Annotated in this window: 19 protein-coding genes and 1 tRNA gene; 8 read left to right on the plus strand and 12 right to left on the minus strand. The window is 62.9% G+C overall.

Going from position 1 to position 25,796, the window contains the following annotated elements:
- Position 1: 1 nt before the first annotated feature.
- From CIT26_RS11315 to CIT26_RS11350, 8 genes are all read right to left on the minus strand, one after another.
- Positions 2–946 carry a carbohydrate ABC transporter permease gene (locus CIT26_RS11315; RefSeq protein WP_095492653.1) on the minus strand — a complete coding sequence of 315 codons (945 nt, stop codon included), beginning with the start codon at positions 944–946 and terminating at the stop codon, positions 2–4.
- The gene (locus tag CIT26_RS11320) at positions 943–1,899 is read right to left on the minus strand and encodes a carbohydrate ABC transporter permease (RefSeq protein ID WP_095492654.1); all 957 of its coding nucleotides are present in this window, start codon (positions 1,897–1,899) and stop codon (positions 943–945) included. Before CIT26_RS11320 ends, CIT26_RS11315 begins: the two co-directional genes overlap by 4 nt.
- Positions 1,900–2,062: 163 nt before the next feature.
- The gene (locus CIT26_RS11325; protein WP_036262246.1) at positions 2,063–3,316 is read right to left on the minus strand and encodes an ABC transporter substrate-binding protein; all 1,254 of its coding nucleotides are present in this window, start codon (positions 3,314–3,316) and stop codon (positions 2,063–2,065) included.
- Positions 3,317–3,375: 59 nt separating this feature from the next.
- On the minus strand, positions 3,376–4,887 hold the full coding sequence (locus CIT26_RS11330; protein ID WP_095492655.1) for an aldehyde dehydrogenase family protein: 1,512 nt from the start codon (positions 4,885–4,887) through the stop codon (positions 3,376–3,378).
- A gap of 25 nt (positions 4,888–4,912) precedes the next feature.
- Positions 4,913–5,689: an enoyl-CoA hydratase/isomerase family protein gene (locus CIT26_RS11335; protein WP_095492656.1), complete on the minus strand. Its 777-nt coding sequence runs from the start codon at positions 5,687–5,689 to the stop codon at positions 4,913–4,915.
- Positions 5,682–7,283, minus strand: coding sequence for an acyl CoA:acetate/3-ketoacid CoA transferase (locus CIT26_RS11340; protein ID WP_095492657.1), 1,602 nt, complete (start codon positions 7,281–7,283; stop codon positions 5,682–5,684). Before CIT26_RS11340 ends, CIT26_RS11335 begins: the two co-directional genes overlap by 8 nt.
- Positions 7,280–8,296 carry a Gfo/Idh/MocA family protein gene (locus CIT26_RS11345; protein ID WP_095492658.1) on the minus strand — a complete coding sequence of 339 codons (1,017 nt, stop codon included), beginning with the start codon at positions 8,294–8,296 and terminating at the stop codon, positions 7,280–7,282. The genes CIT26_RS11340 and CIT26_RS11345 overlap by 4 nt, the downstream gene beginning before the upstream one ends.
- A complete protein-coding gene (locus CIT26_RS11350) occupies positions 8,293–9,336 on the minus strand; it encodes a LacI family DNA-binding transcriptional regulator (RefSeq protein ID WP_095492659.1) in 1,044 nt (347 codons plus the stop codon). Before CIT26_RS11350 ends, CIT26_RS11345 begins: the two co-directional genes overlap by 4 nt.
- A 240-nt stretch (positions 9,337–9,576) precedes the next feature.
- Here CIT26_RS11350 and CIT26_RS11355 point away from each other — a divergent pair, with 240 nt between their 5' ends.
- Positions 9,577–10,731 (plus strand): dihydrodipicolinate synthase family protein, encoded by a 1,155-nt coding sequence (locus tag CIT26_RS11355; RefSeq protein WP_095492660.1) that lies wholly within the window; start codon positions 9,577–9,579, stop codon positions 10,729–10,731.
- 143 nt (positions 10,732–10,874) lie between these two features.
- Positions 10,875–11,837 (plus strand): GDP-L-fucose synthase, encoded by a 963-nt coding sequence (fcl, locus tag CIT26_RS11360; protein WP_095492762.1) that lies wholly within the window; start codon positions 10,875–10,877, stop codon positions 11,835–11,837.
- Positions 11,838–12,145: 308 nt separating this feature from the next.
- On the opposite strand, the gene CIT26_RS11365 is transcribed toward fcl, so the two are convergent.
- Both CIT26_RS11365 and cpdR read right to left on the minus strand, forming a co-directional pair.
- A tRNA-Val gene (locus CIT26_RS11365) sits at positions 12,146–12,220 on the minus strand.
- Positions 12,221–12,339: 119 nt separating this feature from the next.
- Positions 12,340–12,702, minus strand: coding sequence for a cell cycle two-component system response regulator CpdR (gene cpdR / locus CIT26_RS11370; protein ID WP_006199474.1), 363 nt, complete (start codon positions 12,700–12,702; stop codon positions 12,340–12,342).
- 146 nt (positions 12,703–12,848) lie between these two features.
- Here cpdR and CIT26_RS11375 point away from each other — a divergent pair, with 146 nt between their 5' ends.
- The 3 genes from CIT26_RS11375 (at position 12,849) to CIT26_RS11385 (ending at position 15,697) form a co-directional block, all read left to right on the plus strand.
- The gene (locus CIT26_RS11375) at positions 12,849–13,805 is read left to right on the plus strand and encodes an N-formylglutamate amidohydrolase (protein ID WP_095492661.1); all 957 of its coding nucleotides are present in this window, start codon (positions 12,849–12,851) and stop codon (positions 13,803–13,805) included.
- Positions 13,806–14,275: 470 nt separating this feature from the next.
- The gene (hisN, locus tag CIT26_RS11380) at positions 14,276–15,049 is read left to right on the plus strand and encodes a histidinol-phosphatase (RefSeq protein WP_095492662.1); all 774 of its coding nucleotides are present in this window, start codon (positions 14,276–14,278) and stop codon (positions 15,047–15,049) included.
- Between the two features lie 120 nt (positions 15,050–15,169).
- Positions 15,170–15,697, plus strand: a complete 528-nt coding sequence (locus CIT26_RS11385) for a DUF1579 family protein (protein ID WP_095492663.1) — start codon at positions 15,170–15,172, stop codon at positions 15,695–15,697.
- Positions 15,698–15,794: 97 nt separating this feature from the next.
- Here the strand turns inward: CIT26_RS11385 and CIT26_RS11390 are convergent, their stop codons facing one another.
- Positions 15,795–16,769, minus strand: a complete 975-nt coding sequence (locus tag CIT26_RS11390; RefSeq protein WP_095492763.1) for an alpha/beta fold hydrolase — start codon at positions 16,767–16,769, stop codon at positions 15,795–15,797.
- 541 nt (positions 16,770–17,310) lie between these two features.
- On the opposite strand from CIT26_RS11390, the gene CIT26_RS11395 reads away from it, so the two are divergent.
- A complete protein-coding gene (locus CIT26_RS11395) occupies positions 17,311–17,778 on the plus strand; it encodes an Hsp20 family protein (RefSeq protein ID WP_095492664.1) in 468 nt (155 codons plus the stop codon).
- Between the two features lie 79 nt (positions 17,779–17,857).
- Here the strand turns inward: CIT26_RS11395 and CIT26_RS11400 are convergent, their stop codons facing one another.
- Positions 17,858–18,910, minus strand: a complete 1,053-nt coding sequence (locus CIT26_RS11400) for a threonine aldolase family protein (protein WP_095492665.1) — start codon at positions 18,908–18,910, stop codon at positions 17,858–17,860.
- A 470-nt stretch (positions 18,911–19,380) separates the two neighbouring features.
- Here CIT26_RS11400 and gltB point away from each other — a divergent pair, with 470 nt between their 5' ends.
- On the plus strand, positions 19,381–24,129 hold the full coding sequence (gene gltB, locus CIT26_RS11405; protein ID WP_095492764.1) for a glutamate synthase large subunit: 4,749 nt from the start codon (positions 19,381–19,383) through the stop codon (positions 24,127–24,129).
- Between the two features lie 144 nt (positions 24,130–24,273).
- Positions 24,274–25,728 (plus strand): glutamate synthase subunit beta, encoded by a 1,455-nt coding sequence (locus CIT26_RS11410; protein ID WP_095492666.1) that lies wholly within the window; start codon positions 24,274–24,276, stop codon positions 25,726–25,728.
- Positions 25,729–25,796: the final 68 nt, after the last annotated feature.

Raw genomic sequence — 25,796 nt, forward strand, 5'->3', positions numbered from 1 at the left:
ATTATCCTTTGACGGCGCCGGCCATCAGGCCGCGCACGAAATAGCGGCCAGCGACCACATAGACGAGAAGGGTCGGCAGTGCGGCGATCATCGCCGCCGCCATGTTGACGTTGTATTCGACGACGCCGGTCGAGGTGTTGACGACGTTGTTCAGCGCCACGGTCATCGGCATCGCGTCACCGGTGCCGGCATAGGCCGAGGCGAACAGGAAGTCGTTCCAGATGTTGGTGAACTGGTAGATGACGGTGACGACGAAGATCGGCATCGAATTCGGCAGCATGATGCGCCGGAAGATCTGGAAGAAGCTGGCTCCGTCGACCTGTGCCGCCTTGACCAGTTCGGTCGGGAACGCCTCGTAATAATTGCGGAAGAACAAAGTGGTGAAGCCGAGCCCATAGACGACGTGGACAAAGACAAGGTTGACTGTCGGATTGCCCAAGCCGAATGAAAATCCCGTTGCGTTTCGCAGCGTCACGCCGAAGCGGCCGAGGCTGCCGAGGATCGTCGCCATCGGCAACAGCACCGACTGGAACGGGATGAAGCAGGCAAACAGCATCAGCCCGAAAACCAGCGTGTGGCCGCGGAAGCGCCATTTGGTCAGGACATAGCCGTTGAGCGCGCCGAGCAGCGTCGAGATCAGCACCGCCGGAACCACCATCTTGATGGAATTCCAGAAATAGCCCTTGATGCCGGCGCAGGTCAGGCCGACGCAGGTCTCGCCCCACGCCTTCAGCCACGGCTCGAAGGTCGGCGCCTGCGGCAGCGCCAGCATGTTGCCGTTCTGGATCTCGTCCATCGTCTTGAACGAAGTCACCAGCATGACGAACAGCGGCATCAGGTAGAACAGCGCGAACAGCGCCAGCAGGCCATAGATGACGATGCGGTTGACGGTCCTGGCGCTGATGCCGCCAGTGCTCTGGCGAGCGGGAGTGGCAATGGCGCTCATCGCGGCCGCTCCCTGAGCTCGGAATAAAGATAGGGCACGATGATCGCGGTGATGGTCATCAGCATGATCACTGCGCTGGCCGAGCCGACGGCCATTTCGTTGCGCTTGAAGGTGTACTCATACATGAAGTTCGACGGCAGCCAGGCCGAGCCGCCCGGCCCGCCGCTGGTCAGTGCTACGACCAGATCGTAGGACTTGATGGCGAGGTGCGCGAGCACGATGAAGGCCGACAGGAAGATGGGCCGCAGCAGCGGGATGACGATGCGGCGATAGAGCTGGAAGGTGGTGGCGCCGTCGATCTGCGCCGCCTTCATGATCTCGCCGTCAATGCCGCGCAGGCCGGCGAGGAACATCGCCATGATGAAACCCGAGGCCTGCCAGACGCCGGCGATCACCACGGTGTAGATGACGAAATCCTTGTTCTTGATCCAGTCAAAATGGAAGCTCGTCCAGCCCCATTGATGCAGCGTCTGCTCGAGACCGAGGCCGGGATCGAGGAACCATTTCCATGCGACGCCGGTGACGATGAAGGATAGCGCCATCGGGTAGAGATAGATCGGTCGCAACATGCCTTCGCCGCGGATCTTCTGGTCGAGCAGGATGGCCAGGAAAAGGCCGAGCGCCAGGCAGATGAAGATGTAGAGAAAGCCGAAAATGCCCATATTGATAATCGACGTGTACCAGCTCGATGGCGGGTCGCTCTCGAAGGTCCAGCGCCACAGCCGCTGATAGGCCCGGGGCCCGGTGAGCGCATAGGACGGGAAGGTCTTGGAATTGGTGAACGACAGATAGACCGTCCACAGGATGAAGCCGTAGACGAAGACAACAGTGATCGCAAAGCTTGGCGCCAGTACGATCTTCGGCAGCGCGTCCTGCAGGCGCGAACGCATCGAGACACCCGGGCGGGCACTATGCTCCGGCGTCAGCTTGATCTGGGTCGTGACCGTAGTCATGGGCTCCTCCCTTTCGGGTCCCTTCACCGCCAGGCGGGAAGGTTAGCCCCGTCGAGACGGGGCGTGTTGGTTGATCGCCGGCGCCATTCCGACCAGAGGCCGACCATCCTGGCTTGGTGGAACCTTCCCCACCGGAGCGGGGAAGGTCCTTTCATGCCGGTTCTCATTTGGCGTCTTCGATTGCGTTAACCAGCTGGGTCACGGCCTCGTCCGAGGTCTTGATCTGGCCGTGGACGAACTTCGAGACGACGTCCTTATAGGCATTGGCGACGGCCGGCGGCGCGCCATAGCCTTGCGCCAGCGAACCGAACAGCGTGCCGCCTTCGTTGGCGGCCTTCAGGTCGGCCATGCCCTTCTTGCCGCAAGCGTCGAAGTCGGTGTCGGGCACGTCGGTGCGGGCCGGGACCGAGCCCTTGACGACGTTGAAAGCCGACTGGAAGCTCTTCGACAAAGTGGCGGTGGCCAAGGCGACCTGGGCGGCCTTGCGGTCCTCCGGAACGTCGAACATGCCGAACATGTCGGAGTTGTAGACCACGCTGCCGTCGGTGCCGGGGAAGCGGTAGCACAGGAAGTCGGTGCCCGGGGTCTTCTTGGCGGCGTTGAATTCGCCCTTGGCCCAGTCGCCCATCACCTGCACCAGCGCATCGCCCTTGATGACCATGGCTGTGGCGAGGTTCCAGTCGCGGCCGGAGAAGTTCGGGTCGACATAGGTGACGAGCTTGGCGAGGTTGTCGAACGACTTCTTCATCGTGTCGGACTTCAGCTGCTCCTCGTCGAGGTCGTTGAAGGCCTTCTTGTAGAACTCAGGTCCGCCGGTCGACAGCACGACCGAATCGAACATGGTGGCTTCCTGCCAGTTCTGGCCGCCGAGCGCGAGCGGGATGACGCCCGCCGCCTTGGCCTTGTCGAGCAGCGCGATGAATTCGTCGAAGGTCTTGGGCTCGGTGCCGCCGATCTTGTCCATCACCGCCTTGTTGATCCACAGCCAGTTGACGGAGTGGACGTTGACCGGAGCCGCGACCCACTTGCCGTCATAGACCGAGAATTTCTGCAGGGCGGCCGGAACGGATTTGTCCCAGCCTTCCTTTACCGCCGTCTCGGTCAGGTCGCCCATCACGCCGGCCGCGGCATAATCGAGCACGGTATAGCCGAGCATCTGCGAGGCGGTCGGGTAGTTGCCGGCCGCGACCATCGCCTTCAGCGCGGTCATGGCGGCGTCGCCGCCGCCGCCGGCCACGGGCACGTCCTTCCAGGCAAAGCCTTGCTTGGCCAGATCCTCCTTGAGCACGTTCAAGGCAGCCGCTTCGCCGCCAGACGTCCACCAATGCAGCATCTCGACTTCCTTGACGTCCTGGGCATGGGCCGCGAACGCAAGACCCGAGCCGAGAGCCGTTCCGATAAGCAATTTGCGCAACATGTACTTCCTCCCTTGTTGCAGCTACACGACCGGCGATTGTCCGCCGGGTTCTTCCCAACTCAGCCGACCCACCATCCGGTGCGCTGGCCGCGATGAAACTGGATCGTCTTTTCCTCGGTATAGTCCTCGACGGCGCGCTTGCCGAGTTCGCGTCCGAGACCGGACTGCTTGGAGCCTCCGAAAGGCAGCTCGGGATAACCTTCCATGAACGTGTTCACCCAAACGGTTCCCGAACGCACATTCCGCGCCACCGACATGCAGGTGTCGATGCTGGCGCTCCACACGCCCGCCGATAAACCATAGGGCGTGTTGTTGGCGATGCGCAACGCCTCTTCAATCGATTCAAACGTCAGCACCGAGAGCACCGGGCCGAACACTTCTTCACGTGCAATGGCCATGTCTTCGGTGACGCCGCGAAGGATGGTCGGGTCGAGATACTGACCGGCACTGGAGGCGATCTGCTTGCCGCCGCTATAGACGCTGCTGCCGTCGTTTGCCGCCGCCGCCACGTAGCCGGTCACCTTGGCCAGGTGCTCGGAAGAGATCATCGCGCCGACCTTGGTGCTGATATCGAGCGGATCGCCGACGGTGACCCTTGCGGTGAGCGCCTTCACTGCGCCGAGGAAGTCGTCGGCGATCGCCTCGTGGACGATCAGCCGGCTGCCGGCGTTGCAGCATTCGCCGGCGTTGAAAAAGCCGCCGAACACCGCCGCGTCGGCCGCCGCTTCGAGGTCGGCGTCTGGAAAGACGATCTGGCCGTTCTTGCCGCCGAGCTCCATCGAGACTTTCTTCAGAGAGTTCGCAGCCGACGCCATGGTCATCTTGCCGACCCGGGTGGAGCCGGTGAACGACACCATCTCGACCAGCGGATGGCTGACCAACGGCGCGCCGACATCGTCGCCCAGGCCAGCGAGGATGTTGACGACGCCATCCGGCAAGCCGGCCTGCATCAGGATGTCGCCGAGCACGAAGGTCGAGGCCGAGGTCATCTCGCTCGGCTTGACCACCGCCGTGCAGCCGGCGGCGAGCGCGAACGGCAGTTTCTGGCTGACGATGAGGAAGGGAAAATTCCACGGTGTGATGATCGAGACGACGCCGATCGGTTCGCGCAGCACGACGCCCAGCATGGCGTCGCCGAGATTGGCGTAGGTTTCGCCATGGAGCGTGCGGGCAAGCGCCGCGGCATAGCGCCAGATGTCGACGGCGCCGCCGATCTCGCCGCGCGCCTGGGCGATCGGCTTGCCGGACTCCAGCACGTCGAGCCGGGCGATCTCCTCGAGCCGCGCCTCGATCAGGTCTGCTGTCTTGAGGAGGATCGCGGCGCGCTCGCCGGCCTTCATACGCGGCCACGGACCCGTCTCGAAAGCCTTGTGCGCGGCGGTCACCGCCGCCTCGACTTCGGCCTCGCCGGCTTGTGCATAGCGCGAAACGGTGAAGCCGTGGCCGGGGCTGTTGCGCTCCAGCGTGCGGCCGTCGCGCGCATCGACGAACTTGCCGTCGATCAGCAGCCGGTAGGTCTTCGGCGTCGCGGATGCCTCGGCGGGCATGGCGATAGTGAGGGGCAAGTTCATGTGAGTTCTGGGTTCCGCATGCATTTTAGGATCTTGAAAACGCCGGTTTCTGCTTGGCCTTGAAAGCGTCGATGCCGGCCTTGAGGTCGCCGGTCAGCGCGATGAAGCCGCTGGCCAGCGCCTCTGTCGCGGCAGCACTTTCCTCGCCTTCGGCGACTGCGATCATCAGCTTGGCGGCCTCCGTTGCCAGCGGGCCGCGCTCGGCGATCTTGCCGGCCCAGGCCTTGGCCTCGATGAACGCCTTGCCCGTGTCGACCACCCGGTCGACGATGCCCAGAGCGAGTGCTTCGGCCGCCACGAACGTCTCGCCGCCGATTGCCATGCGCCGCACCGTCTGCGCGCCGAAGCGGCGCACCGCGCGCTGCGTGCCGGACCAACCGGGCACCACGCCGATCGAGGTTTCCGGGAAGCCTAATTTCACCTGCGCCTCGGCGACCCGGAAGTCGCAGGCGACCGCCAGTTCAAGCCCGCCGCCCAGCGCATGGCCGGACAGAACGGCTATGGTCGGCTGCCGTAGCCGCGCCAGCCGGTCGAAGACGCGGTGGCCATAGCGCACCCATTGCATCTGAAAATCGGCGGCGCTCATTCGCGACCACGCTTCGACGTCGCCGCCGGCGCAAAAGCCCTTGCCTTCGCCACACAGCAGCACGACGCGGACGCCGTCCGCGGCCTCGACCGTATCGAGTGTGGCTTCCAGCGCGCGTAGCATCGGGATGTCGAGCGCGTTGAATTTCTCCGGCCGGCGCAGCGTGACGATGCCGAGGTCGCCGTCGGTTTCAAAGGTGACGAGACGCTCAGCCATGCGCGCCTCCAAGCGAGGCGCCGCCATTGAGCGACAGTCCGATCGGCCGGTCACGGTAGAGCGCGTCCGGCGTGACTTTCAGGTTGTTGGCGACGGCGAGCGGGATCTCGGCCTGCGCCAACACGTCGCGCTGAAGATCGATGCCGGGTGCCAGCTCCGTCACCATCAGCCCACCCGGCGTCAGCTTCATGACGCAGCGCTCGGTGACATAGGTGATGTCCTGTCCTTGCGCGACCGCGCGCTTGCCCGAGAACGAGATGTGCTCGACCTCGCCGACCACTTTCTTCACCTTGCCCTCCTGGTCGATGCGGATGCCGCCATCGGCCAGCGACAGCTTGGCGCCGGCATTGAAGAAGCCGGAAAACACGATCTTCTTCGCTCGCGCGGTGATGTCGACGAAGCCGCCGGCGCCGGCGGTGACATGCGGCCGCGCTGAGAGCTTCGACACGTTCACCGAGCCATGGCGGTCGATCTGCAGGAAGGACAGCAGCGAGGCGTCGAAACCGCCGCCCTGAAAGTAGATGAACTGGTGTGGCGAAGGCATGAAGGCGTCGGCGTTCGACGAGCAGCCGAACTTGAAATCGAGCAGCGGCACGCCGCCGACCGCGCCCTGTTCGATTACCCAGGTGACCTTGCCGTGCTGGCCTTCCTCGATAAGGATGCGCGGCACGTTGGCCGAGATGCCGAAGCCGATATTGACGGCCATGCCGTCAGCAAGCTCCATGGCGACGCGCCGCGCGATCACCTTCTGGACGCTCATCTCGGCATTGCGGAAGGTCGACAGCGGCCGGAAGATCTCGCCCGAGATCGCCGGATCGTAGGATGTGAGCGTTGTCTGCAACTGGTCGGGCGCCACCACGATATGGTCGACCAGCACACCGGGGACGCGCACGTCATGCGGCTTCAGCGTGCCGTTCTCGACGACGCGCTTGACCTGCGCGATGACGATGCCGCCGTTGTTGCGGGCGGCGAGCGCCTGTTCCAGCCCACCGAGATAAGCGCCCTCGTGCTCATAGGTCAGGTTTCCCCGCTCGTCGGCCGTCGTCGCCCGGATGATTGAGACGTCAGGCACGATCGAGCGGAAGTAGAGCCATTCCTCGCCGTCGAATTGCTGCACCGAAACGATCGGCTCGCTGGCCGCCGCATTCATGGCGCAGCCCTGGTGACGCGGGTCGGCGAACGTGTCGAGGCCGACCTTGGTCAGCACGCCGGGGCGCTTGGCGGCGGCCTCGCGATGCATGTCGAACAAAATGCCGGATGGCACATTGTAGGCGGCGACCGAATTGTCGCCGATCATTTTCCAGATCTGCGGCGGCTCCGAAGATGACGGGCCGGAGGGATAGGAGCCGCACAGCGTGCGCTTCAACAGGCCGGGCTTGGCCAGATGGTCGATACCCCTGATGCCGTACATGTCGCCGGCGGCGATTGGATGCAGCGTCGTGATGTCCTTGGGATGGCCTTCTGCTTCGAAGCGCTCGCCGATGGAGGCGAGCACCGCATCCGGGCAGCCGAGGCCGCTCGACGACGACACGGAAACGACCATGCCGTCCCTGATCAGGCTGGCGGCTTGCGCTGCGGAGACGAGCTTGCTCACCCTGCGCCCCCGAGTTTCGGATCGATCGCGACTGATTTGCCGGACTTGGCTGATTGCAACGCCGCCTCGGCTGATGTCAGCGACCAGACGCCGTCCTCGCCAGTGGCCGACGGCTGGCCTTCGCCACGGATTGCCGCATGGAGTTGGCGCAGAGACCTGGCATAGAGATCTTCGCGGTCGAAGCTCAATTCCTCCTCGCCTTTTGCCGTGCGCAGCAGCACAGAGCCGATCGGCTTCTGGGTCATCACATCTTTTGCGATCAGGGAGCCTTCGCTGCCATGCACCTCGAAGCCGGTGCCGGCGAATTTGGTGGTGAAGCCCTCATGCGACTGGGCGATGATGCCCGATTTGAAGCGCCAGATGCACATGGCGCCGTCTTCCAGCCCGCCGGCGGCCATGCCTGCGGCCTGGGTGAACGCCGAAACCTCGAGCGGATCGTCGTCGAGCACGAAACGCAGCGTGTCGGCATCGTGCACGGTGATGTCGAGCACGACGCCGCCGCCGGCTTCCGGCCTGGTGATGCGCCAACCCTGCAAATTCTCAGGCAGATAGACCGAGTGGAAGACGCGCGCAGCAATCGGCTTGCCGATGCGGCCGGCGGCAATGGCTTCGCGCATCGCCCGGTGCGAGCCGGCATTGCGCAAATGATGGTTGGTGCCGAGCACGATGCCGGCCGCCTTGGCGGCGGCGACCATCTTGCGCGCATCGGCGCTGGTCAGCGCGAGCGGCTTTTCGCACAACACATGTTTTCCCGCCCTGATGGCGGCTAGTGCCTGTTCGAGATGCAGTTCATTGGTGGTCGAGATGTAGACGGCGTCGATGTCGGAGCCGAACAATGCATCGAGCGTCGAGACGGCGAGCGGAATGCCGTTCTCCTTGGCATAGGCAGCGGCGCGCTCCGGGCTGGAACTCATCACCGACGCGATCTCGCTGTTCGGTTGTGCATGAACGGCGTTGATCACGAATTGCCTGGCGATCGTGCTTGCGCCGATCAGTCCCCATTTGACGGTCATGCCGCGTCTCCCATTCCAGCACGGCGATCAGGACCGCAACTGTCCCTGACGACGAGGTTGACGGCGCCGATATGATCCTCGGCGCGCGTGGTGCGCGACTGAATCATCTTCAGCATGACATGGGCGGCACGCTCGCCAAGGCCTGCCGAATCCACCGCAACACTGGTCAGCGCCGGCATGTAATGCTGGGCTTCGATCACGTCGTCGAAGCCGACGACGGCGAAATCCGCGCCGGGCTCGAGGCCGCGCTTGCGCAGCGCCAGCATGACGCCGAAGGCGACCGCATCGTTGAAGCAAAGCGCCGCGGTCGGCGGCTCGGCCATCGCGAGGGCCGTCTCCAAACAGGCAATGCCGCCCTTGCGGCTGGTTTCGCCTTCGACGACGAGTGTATCGCGTTTGGCGATGCCGAGCGCCTCGCAGGCCTCGCGAAAACCGCCCAGCCGCTCGTGATAGACCACCAGATCCGATGAGCCGCCGAAGAAGGCCAGCCGGCGATGACGTTTGCCGATCAGATGGGCGGTGGCGAGCCAGGCGCCGCGATGATTGTCAGGCGCGATCACCGGGATGCGGCTTTCAGGAAGGCGGCGCATGGTGAAGACGATCGGAAGGCCCGCCGTCTCGATGCGGCGGAAAGCACCAGGGGTCGTGCCGCGCGCCGGCGACACGATCAGCCCGGCGACACCTTGCTCCATCAGCGATTTCAGCACCTCTTCCTGGCGCACCGGGTTCTCCGCCGTGTTGGCGATGAACGGCACGATGCCCGCCGACTGGAAGACACGCTCCATGCCGACCGCCATTTCGGCGAAAAACGGGTTGGTAAGGTCGTTGATGACCATGCCGATGACGTTGGAATGGGCCTTGCGCAGATTGGCGGCGCCGCGGTTGTAGACATAGCCGACATCCTCGATCGCCTTGCGAACCTTCAGCGCGGTCTCAGGCCGGATCAGATCGCTGCCCTGCAGCACGAGCGACACCGTCGACTTTGACACGCCCGCCTCACGGGCAATGTCGAGTATCGTCGCCTTGGGCCTGCTGGCCATCCAGATCGTCCTCCGGTATTTTTCTGGTCGAATTTATTGGAACGTTCTAATTCCGTGATGCATTTGAGTCAATCAGGATTTTTTCCCGAATCCAGAAAACGAGTACTCAGCGGCTGAGGGCGGTACTCTCAAAGGGCTTTGTCGTTGCGAGGCAGAATTTCGGGGCATGGATTGAGAATCAAAAAGGGTTCTTGATTTATTGGAACGTTCCATTTATAGGCGCGACCAAGGGAGAGATCGATGGACATTGCCTTGCCCGGGGAGGGCGGTCGCAGCACTCGCTACCGCCTTGTCGGCCAGCCGGCACAGCCGGTGATCGGCGCGCGGTTTTCGCGCATCGCCTATGCCGCCGCCCATGTCGTTGCCGATCCCCTTGAGATGACCGATCCATGGGCTCATCCAGCGGTCGACTGGGAGCGCACGATGGCGTTCCGCCATCATCTGTGGCGGCTCGGCTTCCGTATCGCCGAGGCGATGGATACCGCACAGCGGGGCATGGGTTTCGACTGGACAAACGCCAGGGAATTGATCCGCCGCTCGATCGCCGAGGCGCGAACCGTCGAGGGCGCCGACCTCGCCTCAGGTGCCGGAACAGACCATCTGGCGCGAGGCGCCGCCAGGACGCTCGACGATGTCATCGCCGCCTATGAAGAGCAGTTCTGTTTCATCGAAGGCCTGGGCGGCAAAGCGATCATGATGGCCAGCCGAGCGCTGGCGACCATCGCCAAGGGTCCCGCCGACTATGTCAGCGTCTATGACCGCATCCTGTCCCAGGCCTCCGGCAAGGTCATCCTGCACTGGCTGGGCGACATGTTCGATCCGGCGCTGAAGGGTTATTGGGGCAGCCATGATTTCGAGGCCGCGCTCGACACGGTCGTCGCCATCATCGAACGCCACGCCGGCAAGGTCGAGGGGATCAAGATATCGCTGCTCGATGCCGGTAAAGAGGTTGCTCTGCGCAACCGGCTGCCGGAAGGGGTCGTCATGTTCACCGGCGACGACTTCAACTACCCCGAACTGATCGCCGGCGACGGCGAAAGACACTCGCACGCGCTGCTCGGGATTTTCGACGCCATCGCGCCGGTCGCCAATGCCGCGCTGGCGAAACTGGCCGCCGGCGACCGCTCAGGCTATGACGCGCTGATGGCGCCGACGGTGCCTTTGTCGCGGAAAATCTTCGAGGCGCCGACCGAGTACTACAAGGCCGGTATCGTCTTGATGGCGTGGCTGAACGGCCACCAGGACCATTTTTCGATGGTCGGCGGCATGCAATCGGCGCGCGGCATTAGCCACTACGCCGATGTGTTCCGCCTTGCCGACCAGGCCGGATTGCTGGCCGACCCGGAGCTTGCCGTCGCAAGAATGAAGAGCCTGTGCGCCGTGGCAGGGGTCTGACCACGACATCACAGGAAGAGTTCGCCCAAATCTCCGATTTGCCTTGTCCGGGCAAATCTGTATGCGCTATGCGTCCGACGCAGGACCATCCGGCGCGGCGACGCCAGATGGTCATAGCGGCCGTTCTGCATAGGGATACGCCAATGGACTTCGACCTTCAGGGCAAGCGCGTTTTCGTGGCCGGGCATCGCGGCATGGTTGGCTCTGCCATCCTGCGCAGGCTGGCGGACGAGGACTGCGAGGTCCTGACTGCATCCCGCGATGAACTCGACCTGATGGATCAGGCCGGCGTGCGGCGCTGGATGGCAGGTCACAGGCCGGATGCGGTGGTGATGGCGGCGGCTAAGGTCGGCGGTATCCTGGCAAACAACAGGTTGCCGGTCGATTTTCTGCAGGACAATCTCATCATGCAGACCAATGTCATCGAGAGCGCCTTCCGCAACGAGGTGCAGAAATTGCTGTTTCTCGGCTCGTCCTGCATCTATCCGAAGTTTGCGGCGCAGCCGATCTCCGAGGACGCCTTGCTCACCGGTCCGCTCGAGCCCACCAACGAATGGTATGCGATCGCCAAGATCGCTGGGCTGAAACTGTGCCAGGCCTATCGGCGCCAATACGGTGTCGAGTACATCTCGGCGATGCCGACCAACCTCTATGGCCCCGGCGACAATTTCGACCTCTCCACCAGCCATGTCGTACCAGCCCTTATGCGCAAGGCGCACAAGGCCAAGCGGGCCGGCGACAAAACCCTGGAGGTCTGGGGATCGGGCACGCCGATGCGTGAGTTCCTGCATGTCGACGACGCCGCCGACGCTCTGGTCTGGCTGCTGAAAAACTATGCCGGCGACAGCCACGTCAACGTCGGCTCGGGCGAAGACATCACCATTGCCGAACTGGCCCGCACCATGCTCTCCGTCGTAGGCGCCGAGGCGGTGCTCACATTCGATGCGACGAAGCCGGACGGCACGCCGCGCAAGCTGATGGACGTGTCGCGCCTGTTTGCCACGGGCTGGCGCCCGCGGTACTCGCTTCGCAGCGGATTGGAGCAGACCTATGCCTGGTTTCTCCGGCATATCGAGACGGGCGATCTCCGCCTCGGCGCGGCCTGATCCTCAATCGACGCTGATTGCCGCCACCAGAGACGACGGCTTGTCGGCCGTCTCTTGGCCATGGCCAACGCAAAACTTGGATACCTTCGGATTCACCTGGACGAGCGATGCCCCAGGGACACCAAGTTTCATATCGTCGGTAGCCGAAAAGATATTCTCTGCCGACTTCATTTGAGAAGCATTGCTGGGACAAAAAAATCAAGGCGTCCGGTTTGGCGTTCTCGAAGATACGGCGTTCACGCGGTCCAGCCCGGAAGCGGCCGTGAGGCGAGGAAATCGGCGGGGTACTAGACGGCAGATTGTCTGGATGGTGGGCGTGACAGGGATTGAACCTGTGACCCCTGCAATGTCAATGCAGTGCTCTCCCGCTGAGCTACACGCCCATCTGAAGCCGCGCATACACCATTTTTGCTACGGCGCGTCAATAGCAGGAAAAAGGAAAGAAAGGTTCGCCTTGCCACGCCCGCTGGAGACGCGCCGGAACCCGGCGGCGGAAAGCGCGTCAGGCTGCCTGCAGCATCTTTTCGACCTCGTTGACGAGGTCGCGCAGATGGAACGGCTTCGACAGCACCTTGGCGTCTTTCGGCGCCTTGGAATCCGGATTGAGCGCAACGGCGGCGAAGCCGGTGATAAACATGACCTTGAGGTCGGGATCGATCTCGGTGGCGCGGCGGGCGAGTTCTATGCCGTCCATCTCCGGCATGACGATATCGGTCAAGAGCAGCGAGAAGGGCTCTTCGCGCAGCCGCTCATAGGCGCTGGCGCCATTGTCGAAATCGCTGACCTGGTAGCCGGCACGCTCCAGCGCCTTGACGAGGAACCGGCGCATGTCATCGTCGTCTTCCGCCAGTAGAATGCGTGCCATCTTATCCTGTCCGAATCACCCGCCCGAGACTGCCGTGGGCAGCCCGTTAACCATCCTGTATATGAGGAGGTGAGGGTAAACATCAAGTGAACGATAAAGGCCCGATCGGCCTTTAACAAAGCGGTCCGGACGCCGAAACGCTGGACATGCGGCCGGCGAGGTGGCACTTTTCCAATCATGATGCATTGGTGTTTCCGGATTCGTTCAAATTGAAAACGGCAGCCGAGGATTTTTCGGTCGTTCCCCCCTTCGAAATCCGGTCGGGCGCCGAACAGCGCGTCCCCTTCCTCTTCAACTCACCGCATAGCGGCCGTCACTATCCGGACCGGTTCCTGGCGATGGCAAGGCTGGACCGAAACGCCATCCGCCGCTCCGAAGATTGCTACGTCGACGAATTGTTCGGCGGCGCCGTCGCGCTCGGCGCGCCGATGCTGGCGGCAAACTTCCCGCGCGCCTATCTCGATGTCAACCGGGAGCCGTGGGAACTCGATCCGCGCATGTTCGCCGAACCCGTGCCGTCGTTCTGCAACATCCGCTCGGCGCGCGTAGCCGGCGGGCTTGGCACCGTGCCCAAGCTGGTGGGAGAGGGGCTCGAAATCTATGCCGGCCGCTTGCCGCTGGCGGAAGCCGTCGCGCGCATCGAGGCTGTCTACAAGCCTTATCACGAGACGCTAAAACGGCTTTTGACCAGGACCCATGCGCGGTTCGGCTTTGCCGTGCTGATCGATTGCCACTCGATGCCGGCGAGCATCAGGGTCGGCGACAGCGGTGTCAGGCCCGACTTCATCGTCGGCGACCGTTTCGGCATCTCCGCCTCCGCAGCGTTGACCGAGACGGCGATCGGCCTGCTGATCGGCATGGGCTACACCGTCGCCCATAACAAGCCTTACGCCGGAGGCTTCATCACCGAGCACTATGGCCGCCCCGTGCGCCATCTCCATGCACTGCAGATCGAGGTCAATCGCGGGCTTTACATGAACGAACGGACGTTCCAGAAATCCGCCGGCTTCGATGCACTCGCCGACGATCTGGCGCAATTCTCGGCCCACCTGATGGCGATGCCCGACCACAATTTTATCGATCTGCCGCTCGCCGCCGAATGATGCCGAAATCGGAATCGATTTTTACGTGGGATTCTGCGCGTGCGGGTCGGGGACGCGCGATCGGCTGGATGTTGTGCTGAAAAAAAGACCGCATCGTTTGCACGACACGGTCGAAGTCTAGGGAGGAAACGCCCAAGGAGGGCATGGACAGGAAAGCCTGTCCGAGAACAAATCTATTGTGCGATGCACAAATGTCAAGCCGTCGACCGGCGTTTTTAATTCACGGTGATGTGTAAACTGAATTCGAGGGCGCCAGCGTTGCATTCGAGCAACAGTTGACGATGCGCAAAAGTTCCGCACGCCCTTGTTTTGGCGGAAAACCACAGGCAAACGACGGTTCCAGCACGCTAAAGCGCGTCGCGTTTGACCGGCCTCATGCGACGCGCTTTAGGTTGTTGTTTTATGCATGTCGTTATCGCAAAACCGCTGCACACTTTTGCGCGACATGCATTACAACGCGGGAGAATCAGTTGGACATCAGCATCGATTTCATGCGGCGCATTGCGCATGCCGCCGCAGCCGAAACCTTGCCGCGCTTCCGCAGCCAAGGCGCGGTCGCCAACAAGGAGCAAGGCAGCTTCGACCCGGTCACCGAGGCCGACCGCGAGGCCGAGCGGGTCATACGGGCGCTTATATCAGCGGAATATCCCGATCACGGCATCCTCGGCGAGGAGCATGGCAGCGAGAACATTTCCAGCAGGCATGTCTGGGTGATCGATCCGATCGACGGCACGCGCGCCTTCATTTCCGGCCTGCCGGTGTGGGGGACACTGGTCGGGCTGACGGTCGACGGCGATGCCGTCGCCGGCATGATGTCGCAGCCCTTCACCGGCGAGCTTTTCTACGCCAACGCTTCCGGTGCCCATTATGAAGGCCCGGGCGGGCCGCGAAGGCTGACGACACGCAAGACGACAAGCCTTGCCGACGCGACGCTGTTCACCACCACGCCGGCACTGTTCAAGGGAGACGCGCGTCTGCGCTATGACCTGTTCGAGAAGCAGGTCCAGCTCGCCCGCTACGGCACCGACTGCTATGCCTTCGCCATGGTCGCGGCAGGAAGCGTCGACATCGTCGCCGACCCCGGTTTGAAACCCTACGATATCGTCGCGCTGATCCCGATCATCGAGAAGGCTGGTGGCGTCGTCACCACCTTCGAAGGTGGACCGGCGGAAAGCGGCGGCGACATCCTGGCTGCGGCAACGCCGGAGCTTCATGCCGCCGCGATGGCGGCGCTGCGTGGCTGAAACCGGCTGGCAGCTGGCCATTACGGACTGAGGTGCCCACGGCGACGATAACCCCATGCTCCTGACGGGAGGGTGTCAGCAGCTCTCGGTTAAGGAGACAATGTCACGGGAGGGAATCACATGCCGACGCAGTCAACAACCAGCCGTTCCGAAGATGCGCCGGCAGAAAATGCTCCAGCAGATGGCCGGGCCGATTTCGATTTCTTCTTAGGACGCTGGAACGTCAACCATCGAAGGCTGCAGAAGCGGCTGCAAGGCGACACGAACTGGGACGTGTTTGGCGGGACATGCGAAGTGCGCCCGATCCTTGGCGGCCTTGGCAATGTCGACGACAATGTGATTGAATTGCCGGGCGGCGCCTATCGCGCCGCCACGCTGCGGACGTTCGATCCAGCGACGAGACAATGGTCGATCTGGTGGATCGACGGCCGCAACCCGGCGACCATCGATATTCCGATGCGCGGCACCTTCGAAGCAGCCGTCGGCACGTTCCTGTGCGACGACGTCTTCGACGGACGCGATATCCAGGTTCGCTTCCTCTGGTCGCGGATCACTGAAAAATCGGCGCGCTGGGAGCAGGCTTTTTCACCGGATGGCGGCAAGACCTGGGAGACCAACTGGATCATGGATTTCGCCCGGCAGGGATAGCCCGACGATCGAGGTTGGCAGGCATTTTTCAAGCCGAGGCATGGACTTCAATGACTTGGAGCGCTCTTGGAGCGTCCGGAGGGAGTGCGGCACTCAATCAGGCCGTGTCGTCGCTTCCCGGGATGAAGGCATCGAAGGCGGCAAAGAACTGCTCGCGATAGAAGTCGGCTTCCTGCAATATTTCATGGCGTGCATCATCGATCACCAGCAGCGAACCGAGGCGCAGACGTCTGGTGTAGGTTTCCACCGCCCTGGTCGAGACGACCTGGTCGGCACCGGCGGCGATCACCAGCAAGGGTACCTGGATCCTCGCCATGTAGTCGGGATCGCTGATGGCCTCGGACGCCTGCGCCGCCGCTTTCAGCCAGCGTATCGTCGGGCCGCCGAGCGCCAGTTGCGGGTAGGTTTCGTAGATCAGCGTGTTGCGTCGATACCGCTCCGGATCTGATGTCACCATGTTGGCGGCAAACGGTATGGTTCTTCTGGGCCGCGGACCCCAGGCGGCATAAAGCTTGCCAAGGCCCAGCAGACAGAGCAGCGAGCAGAGGCGGCGAACGGCGGTTGTCGAGACCGGCAGGTCGGGAACGGCCAGGAATGGCGCGATCAGCACCATGCGCCGTACGCGGTTCACCATCGACGGTGCGGCAAGCAGCGTAATCACCGCCCCGGCCGAATGGGCCAAGATATAATACGGCCCCCGGCAGTCGGGCAGCACGATTTCCTCGAAGAACTGTTCCAGGTCGCTGGTATAGTCGAAGAAGCTCCGGACATAGCCGCGCTCGCGGTCGTTGATCAGCCGGTCGGAACCGCCCTGGCCGCGCCAGTCGAGGGTGGCGACGCCGAAGCCGCGATCGGCAAGGTTGCGGATGGTCTCGAAATATTTTTCGATGCACTCGTTGCGGCCGGTCAAGACGACCACGGTGCCCTTCATCGGGCGCGCAACGGCGGGAAAGAGGCCGTAGCGGATCTTCTTGCCATCGCGCGTTGTAAAGAAACCACCGGCCGCATTTTCCGGTAGCGGATTGCCCGGAATTTCGCGGAAGAGGGGACTTTTGTTGAGGAGGTCCGTCATTCGGCGCTGCGTTTGTGTGTCGCTGCCCTTATGGCGCAAGCTTTGGTAGGCATAGACGCCCATGCAGCAAAAGCAAAGGAATTCCGGACGCGTTGGAAAGGCTGAACGAGGCAGCCGGCGAGTGAGGCCGAAAGCAGCTTGCGGCACGCTTCCGGCCCCCCGTCGATCCGGGAGGAAGGGACGTTACACCCGGTCGGCCCCGTTGCGGCATCTCGCGCGTGACCCCGAAAATCGGACCCGATTTTCGCTGTGAATCATGCGCAATCAAAGTGTTACAGCGTCCTTTGCGTGTCCGAGAGGACGCGCGACGCCGTAACCGCCGCCTGTTCCTGATCCTGGAAGCAGTCTAGCTCCGCTTAGCTGAACGCCCGCCGAAGCCGCGGTTCATCTGCCGTTCATCGAGAAATCTTGAAATGCTTTCAGGTGTTCCCCAAATGTCTGCTGTGGCCGCCAATGTCGGGGCCGCTGGCCTATCCGGAACGCCGTCACGGGTTTCGCACCGGCCATACGCAAACCTTGTTGCTCAACAGGAGAACACACTATGCGTCACGTTGATTTTTCCCCGCTCTATCGTTCGACCGTCGGTTTCGACCGGCTGTTCACCATGCTCGATTCGCTTGCGCAGCCCGAAGGTGCGCAGACCTATCCACCCTACAACATCGAGCGCACCGGTGAGGATTCCTATCGCATCTCGATGGCGGTCGCCGGCTTCTCGGACGATGAGCTCTCGATCGAGGCTCACCGCAACGTTCTGACCGTCAAGGGTGAGCGCAAGGAAGAGGGGAATGGCGAAGGCTCCGAACTGCTCTATCGCGGTATCGCCAGCAGGGCCTTTGAGCGCCGCTTCCAGCTTGCCGACCATGTTGAAGTCGTCGGCGCCTCGCTGAAGAACGGCCTGCTCTTCGTCGACCTCAAGCGCAATATTCCCGAGGAGCTGAAGCCCCGCAAGATCGCGATCACCGCGGCTTCGGCGAAGGCCAAGCAGATCGAGGCAAAGACCGCCGCGTGAGCCGCGTCACAAAGACGACCTCAGGGACGAAGGGCGGCGCTTGGCGCCGCCCTTTTTTGTGGATGTGGATAAGGTGCCGCTATCCAGCAATTATCTGGCCAAAGCGGTCAACCTCTTCGGTCGTGGTCGCAAAGCTGGTAACGAAGCGGTAGAGCGCCTCGTCCTCGCCGATGTGGCCGTCAAAGTCGTGCGGCTTGTGCCAGTCGTAGAAGGCGGCACCGGCCACTTGTACTCGTTCAGCCTCGGCCTTTTTCATCACCGCGAAGGTCTCGTTCGCTTGCGGCAGCCAGGCAAGACGCGCCGACGGGGAATCCTCGATCAGTGCTGCAAGGCGCGCTGCCATGGCGTTGGCGTGCCGGGCCGTGTCGAGCCACAGGTCGTCCTTGAAATAGGCTTCGAACTGCGCAGCGACGAAGCGCGATTTCGAGAACAATTGCGCCGCGCGCTTGCGCAGGAAGGCCAGTTCCCTGGCGCGGTCGAGATCGAACAGCACGATAGCCTCGGCGCACCAGCAGCCGTTCTTTGTGCCGCCGAAAGAGAGGATGTCGATGCCGCCCTTCCAGGTCATCTCCGCCGGCGTTGTGTCGAGCGCGACCAGCGCATTGGCGAAGCGGGCGCCATCCATGTGCAGCGGCAGTTTGTGATGCTTGGTGATCGCCGAAATCCTGGCAATTTCGTTCAGTGTGTAGATGGTGCCGACCTCGGTCGACTGGGTGATCGACACCGCCATCGGGCGCCCGGAATGGACGATTTCAGGCGCGAACCGGCCCACCGCCCTGTCCAGGTCGTTCGGATCTATCTTGCCCAGCGCACCGTCGACGGCATAGAGCCGTGAGCCGCCGGTAAAGTATTCCGGCGCACCGCATTCATCCTCGATGACATGCGATTCTCGATGGCAGAAGGATATGCCGCCTGATTTGTTATAGGCGGTCAGCGACAGCGAATTGGCAGCGGTGCCGGTCGCCACGAAAAACACCGCGACCTCGCGCTCGAAGATTTCGTTGAAGCGCTGGTTTACGGTCTGGTCGAGGGCGCCGTCGCCATAGGCAGTGGAGAAGCCGCCGGCGTGGGCCGACAGGCCCGCGGCGATGCTGGGATGGGCGCCTGCCCAATTGTCGGAAGCGAAATTCATGCGTTTGCCTGTGCTGGGAAAGTCGATGCAACCTTGGCCGCTTTCGCTTGCCGCTCGCAAGTGCCAAGCGGCGGAAAAGCGGTAAAGCCAGCGAGAGGCCGGGACACAGGCCGACGACCGAAGGTTGCGTTTTGGCACGGTCGCGCGTAATTTTCTGTCTCTAAATGCCTAAGATTGTTGTGAATCGGTCTTGTGCGCATCCGCAATTTCTGTCATAAAAATTTAGGACAGTAGTGCTGTCTTATTTTGTCGCACAAAAAAGGCTGGATTGGCGTATCATCGGGCCTCTCCGGCCGTTGCCGCGAGCGACAGGTAGACAGCCCGGCTCTGGCCTGTACGATTGCCGGATGCGAACCAGGCCGCCTGGTTCGGCAAGGATTTCGCAAGACGTGCCGTAAGGATGAGAGGGAAGCTCATGCGCTTCCCAACGAAAACCAGCGCCCTTAGGGCTGGGAATGGAGGACAGGATGATGACGGAAATGACGCCATCTGCGACGAACGGCCCGGCCGCGCAGACGAAAGCGCCAGCTGTCAAAAATCGGTCCATCGCCACTGGCCTGACCAATATCGGGCGAACCCATGCCGGCTTTGCCGCGCAAGGCCTTTACGATCCGCGCAACGAGCACGATGCCTGCGGCGTCGGCTTCATCGTCAACATGAAGGGCGTGAAGTCGCATCAGATCGTCAAGGACGGCCTTGCGGTGCTCGAAAACCTGACGCATCGCGGCGCCGTCGGCGCCGATCCGCTGATGGGCGACGGCGCCGGCGTGCTGGTGCAACTTCCCGACCGCTTCTTCCGCGAGGAGATGGCCAGCCAAGGCGTCGAACTGCCCAAGCCCGGCCATTACGCCGTCGGCCATGTGTTCATGCCGCGCGATCCTGAGCTTCAGGCGCATATCGAAGGCATCATCGCCGAGGTGGCGCAGCTTGAAGGCCAGCCGCTGCTCGGTTTTCGCGATGTACCGGTCGACAATTCATTGCTGTCAAAGGCGCCTGATATCGCTGCTTCCGAACCGGTCCAGCGGCAGGTGTTTTTGGGTCGTGGCCCCGAGATCGAGAGCGACGATGATTACGAGCGGCGGCTCTACATCCTGCGCAAGGTCATTTCCGGTCGTATCCATGAAGAGACCAAGGGCGTCGATAATGGCTTCTACGTCGTGTCTATGTCATCGCGGACCATCGTCTACAAGGGCATGTTCCTGGCCTATCAGGTCGGCGCCTATTACAATGATCTGACCGATCCGCGTTTCGAGACGGCACTGATCCTGGTCCACCAGCGTTTCTCGACCAACACCTTCCCGTCGTGGAAGCTGGCGCATCCCTATCGCATGGTCGCCCACAATGGCGAGATCAATACGCTGCGCGGCAACGTCAACTGGATGGCGGCGCGGCAGGCCTCGGTCGATTCCGAATTGTTCGGCAACGACATCTCCAAGCTGTGGCCGATCTCCTATGAGGGGCAGTCGGACACCGCCTGTTTCGACAACGCGCTCGAATTCCTGACGCAGGGCGGCTACTCGCTCGCTCACGCGATGATGATGCTGATCCCTGAAGCCTGGGCCGGCAACAAGCTGATGGATCAAGATCGCAAGGCCTTTTACGAATACCACGCGGCCCTGATGGAGCCGTGGGACGGGCCGGCGGCGGTGGCCTTTACCGACGGCCGCCAGATCGGCGCCACACTCGACCGCAACGGGCTGCGCCCGGCGCGCTACATCGTCACCGACGACGATCGCGTCATCATGGCCTCGGAAGCCGGCGTGCTGCCGGTGCCGGAGGAAAGAATCGTCAAGAAGTGGCGGCTTCAGCCCGGCCGCATGCTTTTGATCGACCTGGAGAAGGGCCGCATCGTTTCCGACGAGGAGATCAAGTCGGAGATCGCGACCAGACATCCCTACAAGAACTGGCTCGCCAACACCCAGCTTATCCTCGAGGATCTGAAGCCGGTCGAGCCGCGCGCGCTGCGCAGGGACGTCAGCCTGCTCGATCGCCAGCAGGCGTTCGGCTACACCCAGGAAGACACCAAGCTGTTGATGTCGCCGATGGCAACCACCGGCCAGGAAGCGGTCGGCTCGATGGGCACCGACACGCCGATTTCGGCGATGTCGGACAGATCGAAGCTGCTCTATACCTATTTCAAGCAGAATTTTGCCCAGGTCACCAACCCGCCGATCGACCCGATCCGCGAAGAGCTGGTGATGAGCCTGGTGTCCTTCATCGGGCCGAGGCCCAACATCTTCGACCTCGTCGGCAATTCGCGTCGCAAGCGGCTCGAAGTGCGCCAGCCGATCCTGACCAATGGCGATCTGGAGAAGATCCGCTCCATCGGTCATACCGAGGACCGTTTCGACACCAAGACGATCGACATCACCTATGCTTCGAACGAAGGCGCGGCCGGCATGCAGGGCGCCATCGACCGGCTGTGCGAGCGCGCCGAGGCGGCGGTCGCCGGCGGCTACAACATCATCATCCTGTCCGACCGTCAGCTCGGGCCGGACCGCATCGCCATTCCGGCATTGCTGGCGACGGCGGCCGTCCACCATCATCTGATCCGCAAGGGCTTGCGCACGTCGGTGGGGCTCGTCGTCGAGTCCGGCGAGCCGCGTGAGGTGCATCATTTCTGCTGCCTTGCCGGCTACGGCGCCGAGGCGATCAATCCTTACCTGGCCTTCGACACATTGCTCGACATGCACAAGCGCGGCGAGCTGCCGGCGGAGGTCGACGCCTATGAAGTCGTCACCCGCTACATCAAGTCGATCGGCAAGGGCATCCTCAAGGTGATGTCGAAGATGGGCATCTCGACCTACCAGTCCTATTGCGGCGCGCAGATCTTCGACGCGATCGGGCTGAAGTCGGATTTCGTCCAGAAGTACTTCACCGGCACCGCGACGCTGATCGAAGGCGTCGGGCTGGAAGAGATCGCTGCCGAGACGGTCAGCCGCCATACCGACGGCTTCGGCAACGACCCGGTGCTGCGCAACAGCCTTGAGGTCGGCGGCGAGTACATGTTCCGCATGCGCGGCGAAGCGCATATCTGGTCGCCCGATGCGGTGGCCACCTTGCAGCACGCCGTGCGCCAAGGCTCATGGGAGACGTTCAAGGACTATTCCGCCCAGATCGACAGCGAGACGGCGCGGGCGCAGAGCATTCGCGGCCTGTTCAAGATCAGGCTCGCCGAAGAAACCGGCCGCAAGAAGGTCGCGCTCGACGAGGTTATGTCGGCGGCCGATATCGTCAAGCGGTTCTCGACCGGTGCGATGTCCTTCGGCTCGATTTCCAGGGAAGCGCACACCACGCTGGCGCGCGCCATGAACACGATCGGCGGCAAGTCGAACACCGGCGAGGGCGGCGAAGAGGCCGACCGCTACCTGCCGCTGCCGGGCGGCGGCAAGAACCCCGAGCGGTCGGCGATCAAGCAGGTCGCTTCCGGGCGGTTCGGCGTGACGGCCGAATATCTGGTGAATTCCGATGTGATGCAGATCAAGGTCGCGCAAGGCGCAAAGCCCGGCGAGGGCGGTCAGCTGCCCGGCCACAAGGTGGATGCCACCATTGCCAAGGTCAGGCATTCGACGCCCGGCGTCGGCCTGATCTCGCCGCCGCCGCATCACGACATCTACTCGATCGAGGATCTGGCGCAGCTGATCTTCGATCTCAAGAACGTCAATCCGGCGGCTGATGTCTCGGTCAAGCTGGTCTCGGAAGTCGGCGTCGGCACGGTTGCGGCCGGCGTCGCCAAGGCGCGCGCCGATCACATCACCATTTCCGGCTATGACGGCGGCACCGGCGCATCGCCGCTGACCTCGCTCAAGCACGCCGGCAGCCCGTGGGAAATGGGCCTTGCCGAGACGCACCAGACGCTGGTGCTCAATGGCCTCAGGTCGCGCGTCGCGCTGCAGGTCGATGGCGGCCTGCGCACCGGTCGCGACGTCGTCATCGGTGCATTGCTTGGCGCCGATGAATTCGGCTTCTCGACCGCGCCGCTGATCGCGGCCGGCTGCATCATGATGCGCAAGTGCCACCTCAACACCTGCCCGGTCGGCGTCGCGACGCAGGATCCGGTGTTGCGCAAGCGTTTCAAGGGCACGCCGGAACACGTCATCAACTTCTTCTTCTATGTGGCGGAAGAGGTGCGGGCGCTGCTCGCCGAGATGGGCTACACCCATCTCGACCAGATCATCGGCGACACCGATCTCTTGGAAAAGCGGGCGCTGATCCAGCACTGGAAGGCGCGCGGGCTCGATTTCAGCAGGATGTTCTTCAAGCCGGATGCCCCGCATGAGGCGGTGCACTGGACCGAGCGGCAGAAGCATCCGATCGACGACGTGCTCGACCGCAAGCTGATCGAGTTGGCCAAGCCGGCGCTCGAGGCCAGGCAGCCGGTCAGCATCGAGCTGCCGATCCGCAATGTCGACCGTTCCACCGGCGCCATGCTGTCCGGTGAAGTGGCAAAGCGCTTCAAGCACAAGGGCCTGCGCGAGGACACGATCTCGGTGAAGCTCACCGGCACCGCCGGCCAGTCCTTCGGCGCCTTCCTGGCTCGGGGGGTTTCGTTCGAGCTGATTGGCGCCGGCAACGACTATGTCGGCAAGGGGCTGTCGGGTGGACGCATCGTCATCCGCCCGCCGGAGAACACGAAGATCGTCGCCGCGGAGTCGATCATCGTCGGCAACACCGTGCTCTACGGCGCAACCGAAGGCGAGGCCTATTTCTGCGGCGTTGCCGGTGAGCGTTTTGCGGTTCGCAATTCGGGCGTGGCCGCCGTCGTCGAAGGCGTTGGCGACCATGGCTGCGAGTACATGACCGGCGGCATTGTCGTCGTCATCGGCCAGACCGGCCGCAACTTCGCCGCCGGCATGTCGGGCGGCGTCGCCTATGTGCTCGACGAGGAAGGTGATTTCGCCGAGCGTTGCAACATGGCGATGGTCGAACTGGAACCCGTTCCCGAAGAAGACGACCTGATGGAGAAACTGCTCCATCATGGCGGCGATCTCGACCACAAAGGCCGCGTCGACGTGTCCGGCGACATGACCAGCCATGACGAGGAGCGGCTCTATCAGCTGATCTCGAACCACGTCCATTATACGGGTTCGGTGCGAGGCCGCGAGATCCTCGACAACTGGGCGACTTTCCGGCCGAAATTCCGGAAGATCATGCCGGTCGAATACCGCCGCGCGCTGATCGAAATGGAACGCATGCGCATGGGCGTGGCGGCGGAATAGGCTTTGGGAGTTGCCGGGAAGCCAGGCTTCCCGGTCGACGCCTTCATCAACAATCCTGGCCTCGCACTGAAGGTTGCCATGGCTGCCTTATGAGGTTAACGGGTGCGTCGTCGAGCGCGCCATCTGGACAGCAGGGACTGGACTATGGGCAAGGTAACAGGGTTTCTCGAGATCGACCGGCAGGTGCACAAGTACCAGCCGGCTTCCGACCGCATCCGGCATTTTCGCGAGTTCACGCTGCCGATGTCGGATAAGGAGGTCGAGAAACAGGCCGCGCGCTGTATGGATTGCGGCATTCCGTACTGCCACGGGCCGACCGGCTGCCCGGTCCACAACCAGATCCCGGACTGGAACGACCTCGTCTACAATGGCGACTGGGACAATGCGATCCGCAACCTGCACTCGACCAACAATTTCCCGGAATTCACCGGCCGCATCTGTCCGGCACCTTGCGAGGAAGCCTGCACGCTGAACCTTGAGGACATTCCGGTCGCCATCAAGACGATCGAGCAGGCGATCGCCGACAAGGCCTATGAAACCGGTCATATCCGGCCCTACCCGCCGGAAAAGAAGACCGGCAGGCGCGTCGCCGTCATTGGCTCGGGGCCGGCCGGCATGGCGGCCGCCCAGCAGCTTGGCCGCGCCGGCCACGACGTCCACGTCTTTGAGCGCGAGAGCCGGCCGGGCGGGCTGATGCGCTACGGCATCCCCGACTTCAAGATCGAGAAGCACTATATCGACCGGCGCATCGAGCAGATGCAAGGCGAGGGCGTGAGCTTCCATTGCGGCGTCAATGTCGGCGTCGACAAACCGGTGGCGCAGCTGCTCGCCGAATACGATGCTGTGCTCTATTGCGGCGGTTCGGAAACGCCGCGCCCGGCCAACATTCCCGGTGACGATCTCGACGGCGTTCATGACGCGATGCCCTATCTGGTGCAGCAGAACAAGCGCATCGGCGGTGAGCCGATCCAGTCGGTGGCGTGGCCCTCGCCGCCGATCGTCGCCGGCGGCCAGCATGTCGTCGTCGTCGGCGGCGGCGACACCGCCTCCGACTGCGTCGGCACCGCCTTCCGTCAGGGCGCCGTGCGCGTCACACAGCTCGACATCCGGCCGCAGCCGCCGGAAAAGGAAGACAAGCTTTCGGTCTGGCCTTACTGGGCGACGAAGATGCGCACCTCGTCCTCGCAGGCTGAAGGCGCCGAGCGCGAGTTCCAGGTGGCAACGCTCGAATTCATCGGCGAGGACGGCGCGTTGACCGGCGTCAAATGCTGCGAGGTCGATGAAAAGCGCAAGCCGATCGCCGGCACGGAATTCGTCATCCGAGCGGATCTCGCCTTCATCGCCATCGGCTTTGCCGGGCCGGCTACCGTCGGACCGGTGTCGGAGCTGGCTGGCCAGATGAAGATCGTCATCGACAGCCGCCGCTCGAACAACGTCGAGGCCAATGACCGCGACTACAAGACCAGCGTCGAAAAGCTCTATGCGGCGGGCGATGTGCGCCGCGGTCAATCGCTGGTCGTCTGGGCGATCCGCGAGGGCCGGCAGGCGGCTCGTTCGATCGACGAGGCGCTGATGGGATCGAGCGTGCTGCCGCGCTGAGTCTGTCTCGAGCGCTACTCCTGCGGCCATCTGAAGGCGCTTTCTGCCCTTCCGCTGCCCGGGGCAGG

It is taken from the genome of Mesorhizobium temperatum (genome assembly GCF_002284575.1).
Taxonomy (GTDB): Bacteria; Pseudomonadota; Alphaproteobacteria; order Rhizobiales; family Rhizobiaceae; genus Mesorhizobium; species Mesorhizobium temperatum.

Excerpts from the sequence above, each read along its gene's own strand:
- CIT26_RS11355 (WP_095492660.1), top strand. The coding sequence starts at position 9,577 with ATGGACATTGCCTTGCCCGGGGAGGGCGGTCGCAGCACTCGCTACCGC.
- CIT26_RS11330 (WP_095492655.1), bottom strand. The coding sequence starts at position 4,887 with ATGAACTTGCCCCTCACTATCGCCATGCCCGCCGAGGCATCCGCGACG.
- CIT26_RS11345 (WP_095492658.1), bottom strand. The coding sequence starts at position 8,296 with ATGACCGTCAAATGGGGACTGATCGGCGCAAGCACGATCGCCAGGCAA.
- CIT26_RS11350 (WP_095492659.1), bottom strand. The coding sequence starts at position 9,336 with ATGGCCAGCAGGCCCAAGGCGACGATACTCGACATTGCCCGTGAGGCG.
- CIT26_RS11320 (WP_095492654.1), bottom strand. The coding sequence starts at position 1,899 with ATGACTACGGTCACGACCCAGATCAAGCTGACGCCGGAGCATAGTGCC.
- fcl (WP_095492762.1), top strand. The coding sequence starts at position 10,875 with ATGGACTTCGACCTTCAGGGCAAGCGCGTTTTCGTGGCCGGGCATCGC.
- gltB (WP_095492764.1), top strand. The coding sequence starts at position 19,381 with ATGACGGAAATGACGCCATCTGCGACGAACGGCCCGGCCGCGCAGACG.
- CIT26_RS11390 (WP_095492763.1), bottom strand. The coding sequence starts at position 16,769 with ATGACGGACCTCCTCAACAAAAGTCCCCTCTTCCGCGAAATTCCGGGC.
- CIT26_RS11315 (WP_095492653.1), bottom strand. The coding sequence starts at position 946 with ATGAGCGCCATTGCCACTCCCGCTCGCCAGAGCACTGGCGGCATCAGC.
- CIT26_RS11385 (WP_095492663.1), top strand. The coding sequence starts at position 15,170 with ATGCCGACGCAGTCAACAACCAGCCGTTCCGAAGATGCGCCGGCAGAA.
- CIT26_RS11325 (WP_036262246.1), bottom strand. The coding sequence starts at position 3,316 with ATGTTGCGCAAATTGCTTATCGGAACGGCTCTCGGCTCGGGTCTTGCG.
- CIT26_RS11335 (WP_095492656.1), bottom strand. The coding sequence starts at position 5,689 with ATGGCTGAGCGTCTCGTCACCTTTGAAACCGACGGCGACCTCGGCATC.
- CIT26_RS11400 (WP_095492665.1), bottom strand. The coding sequence starts at position 18,910 with ATGAATTTCGCTTCCGACAATTGGGCAGGCGCCCATCCCAGCATCGCC.
- CIT26_RS11410 (WP_095492666.1), top strand. The coding sequence starts at position 24,274 with ATGGGCAAGGTAACAGGGTTTCTCGAGATCGACCGGCAGGTGCACAAG.
- CIT26_RS11375 (WP_095492661.1), top strand. The coding sequence starts at position 12,849 with ATGCGGCCGGCGAGGTGGCACTTTTCCAATCATGATGCATTGGTGTTT.
- cpdR (WP_006199474.1), bottom strand. The coding sequence starts at position 12,702 with ATGGCACGCATTCTACTGGCGGAAGACGACGATGACATGCGCCGGTTC.
- CIT26_RS11395 (WP_095492664.1), top strand. The coding sequence starts at position 17,311 with ATGCGTCACGTTGATTTTTCCCCGCTCTATCGTTCGACCGTCGGTTTC.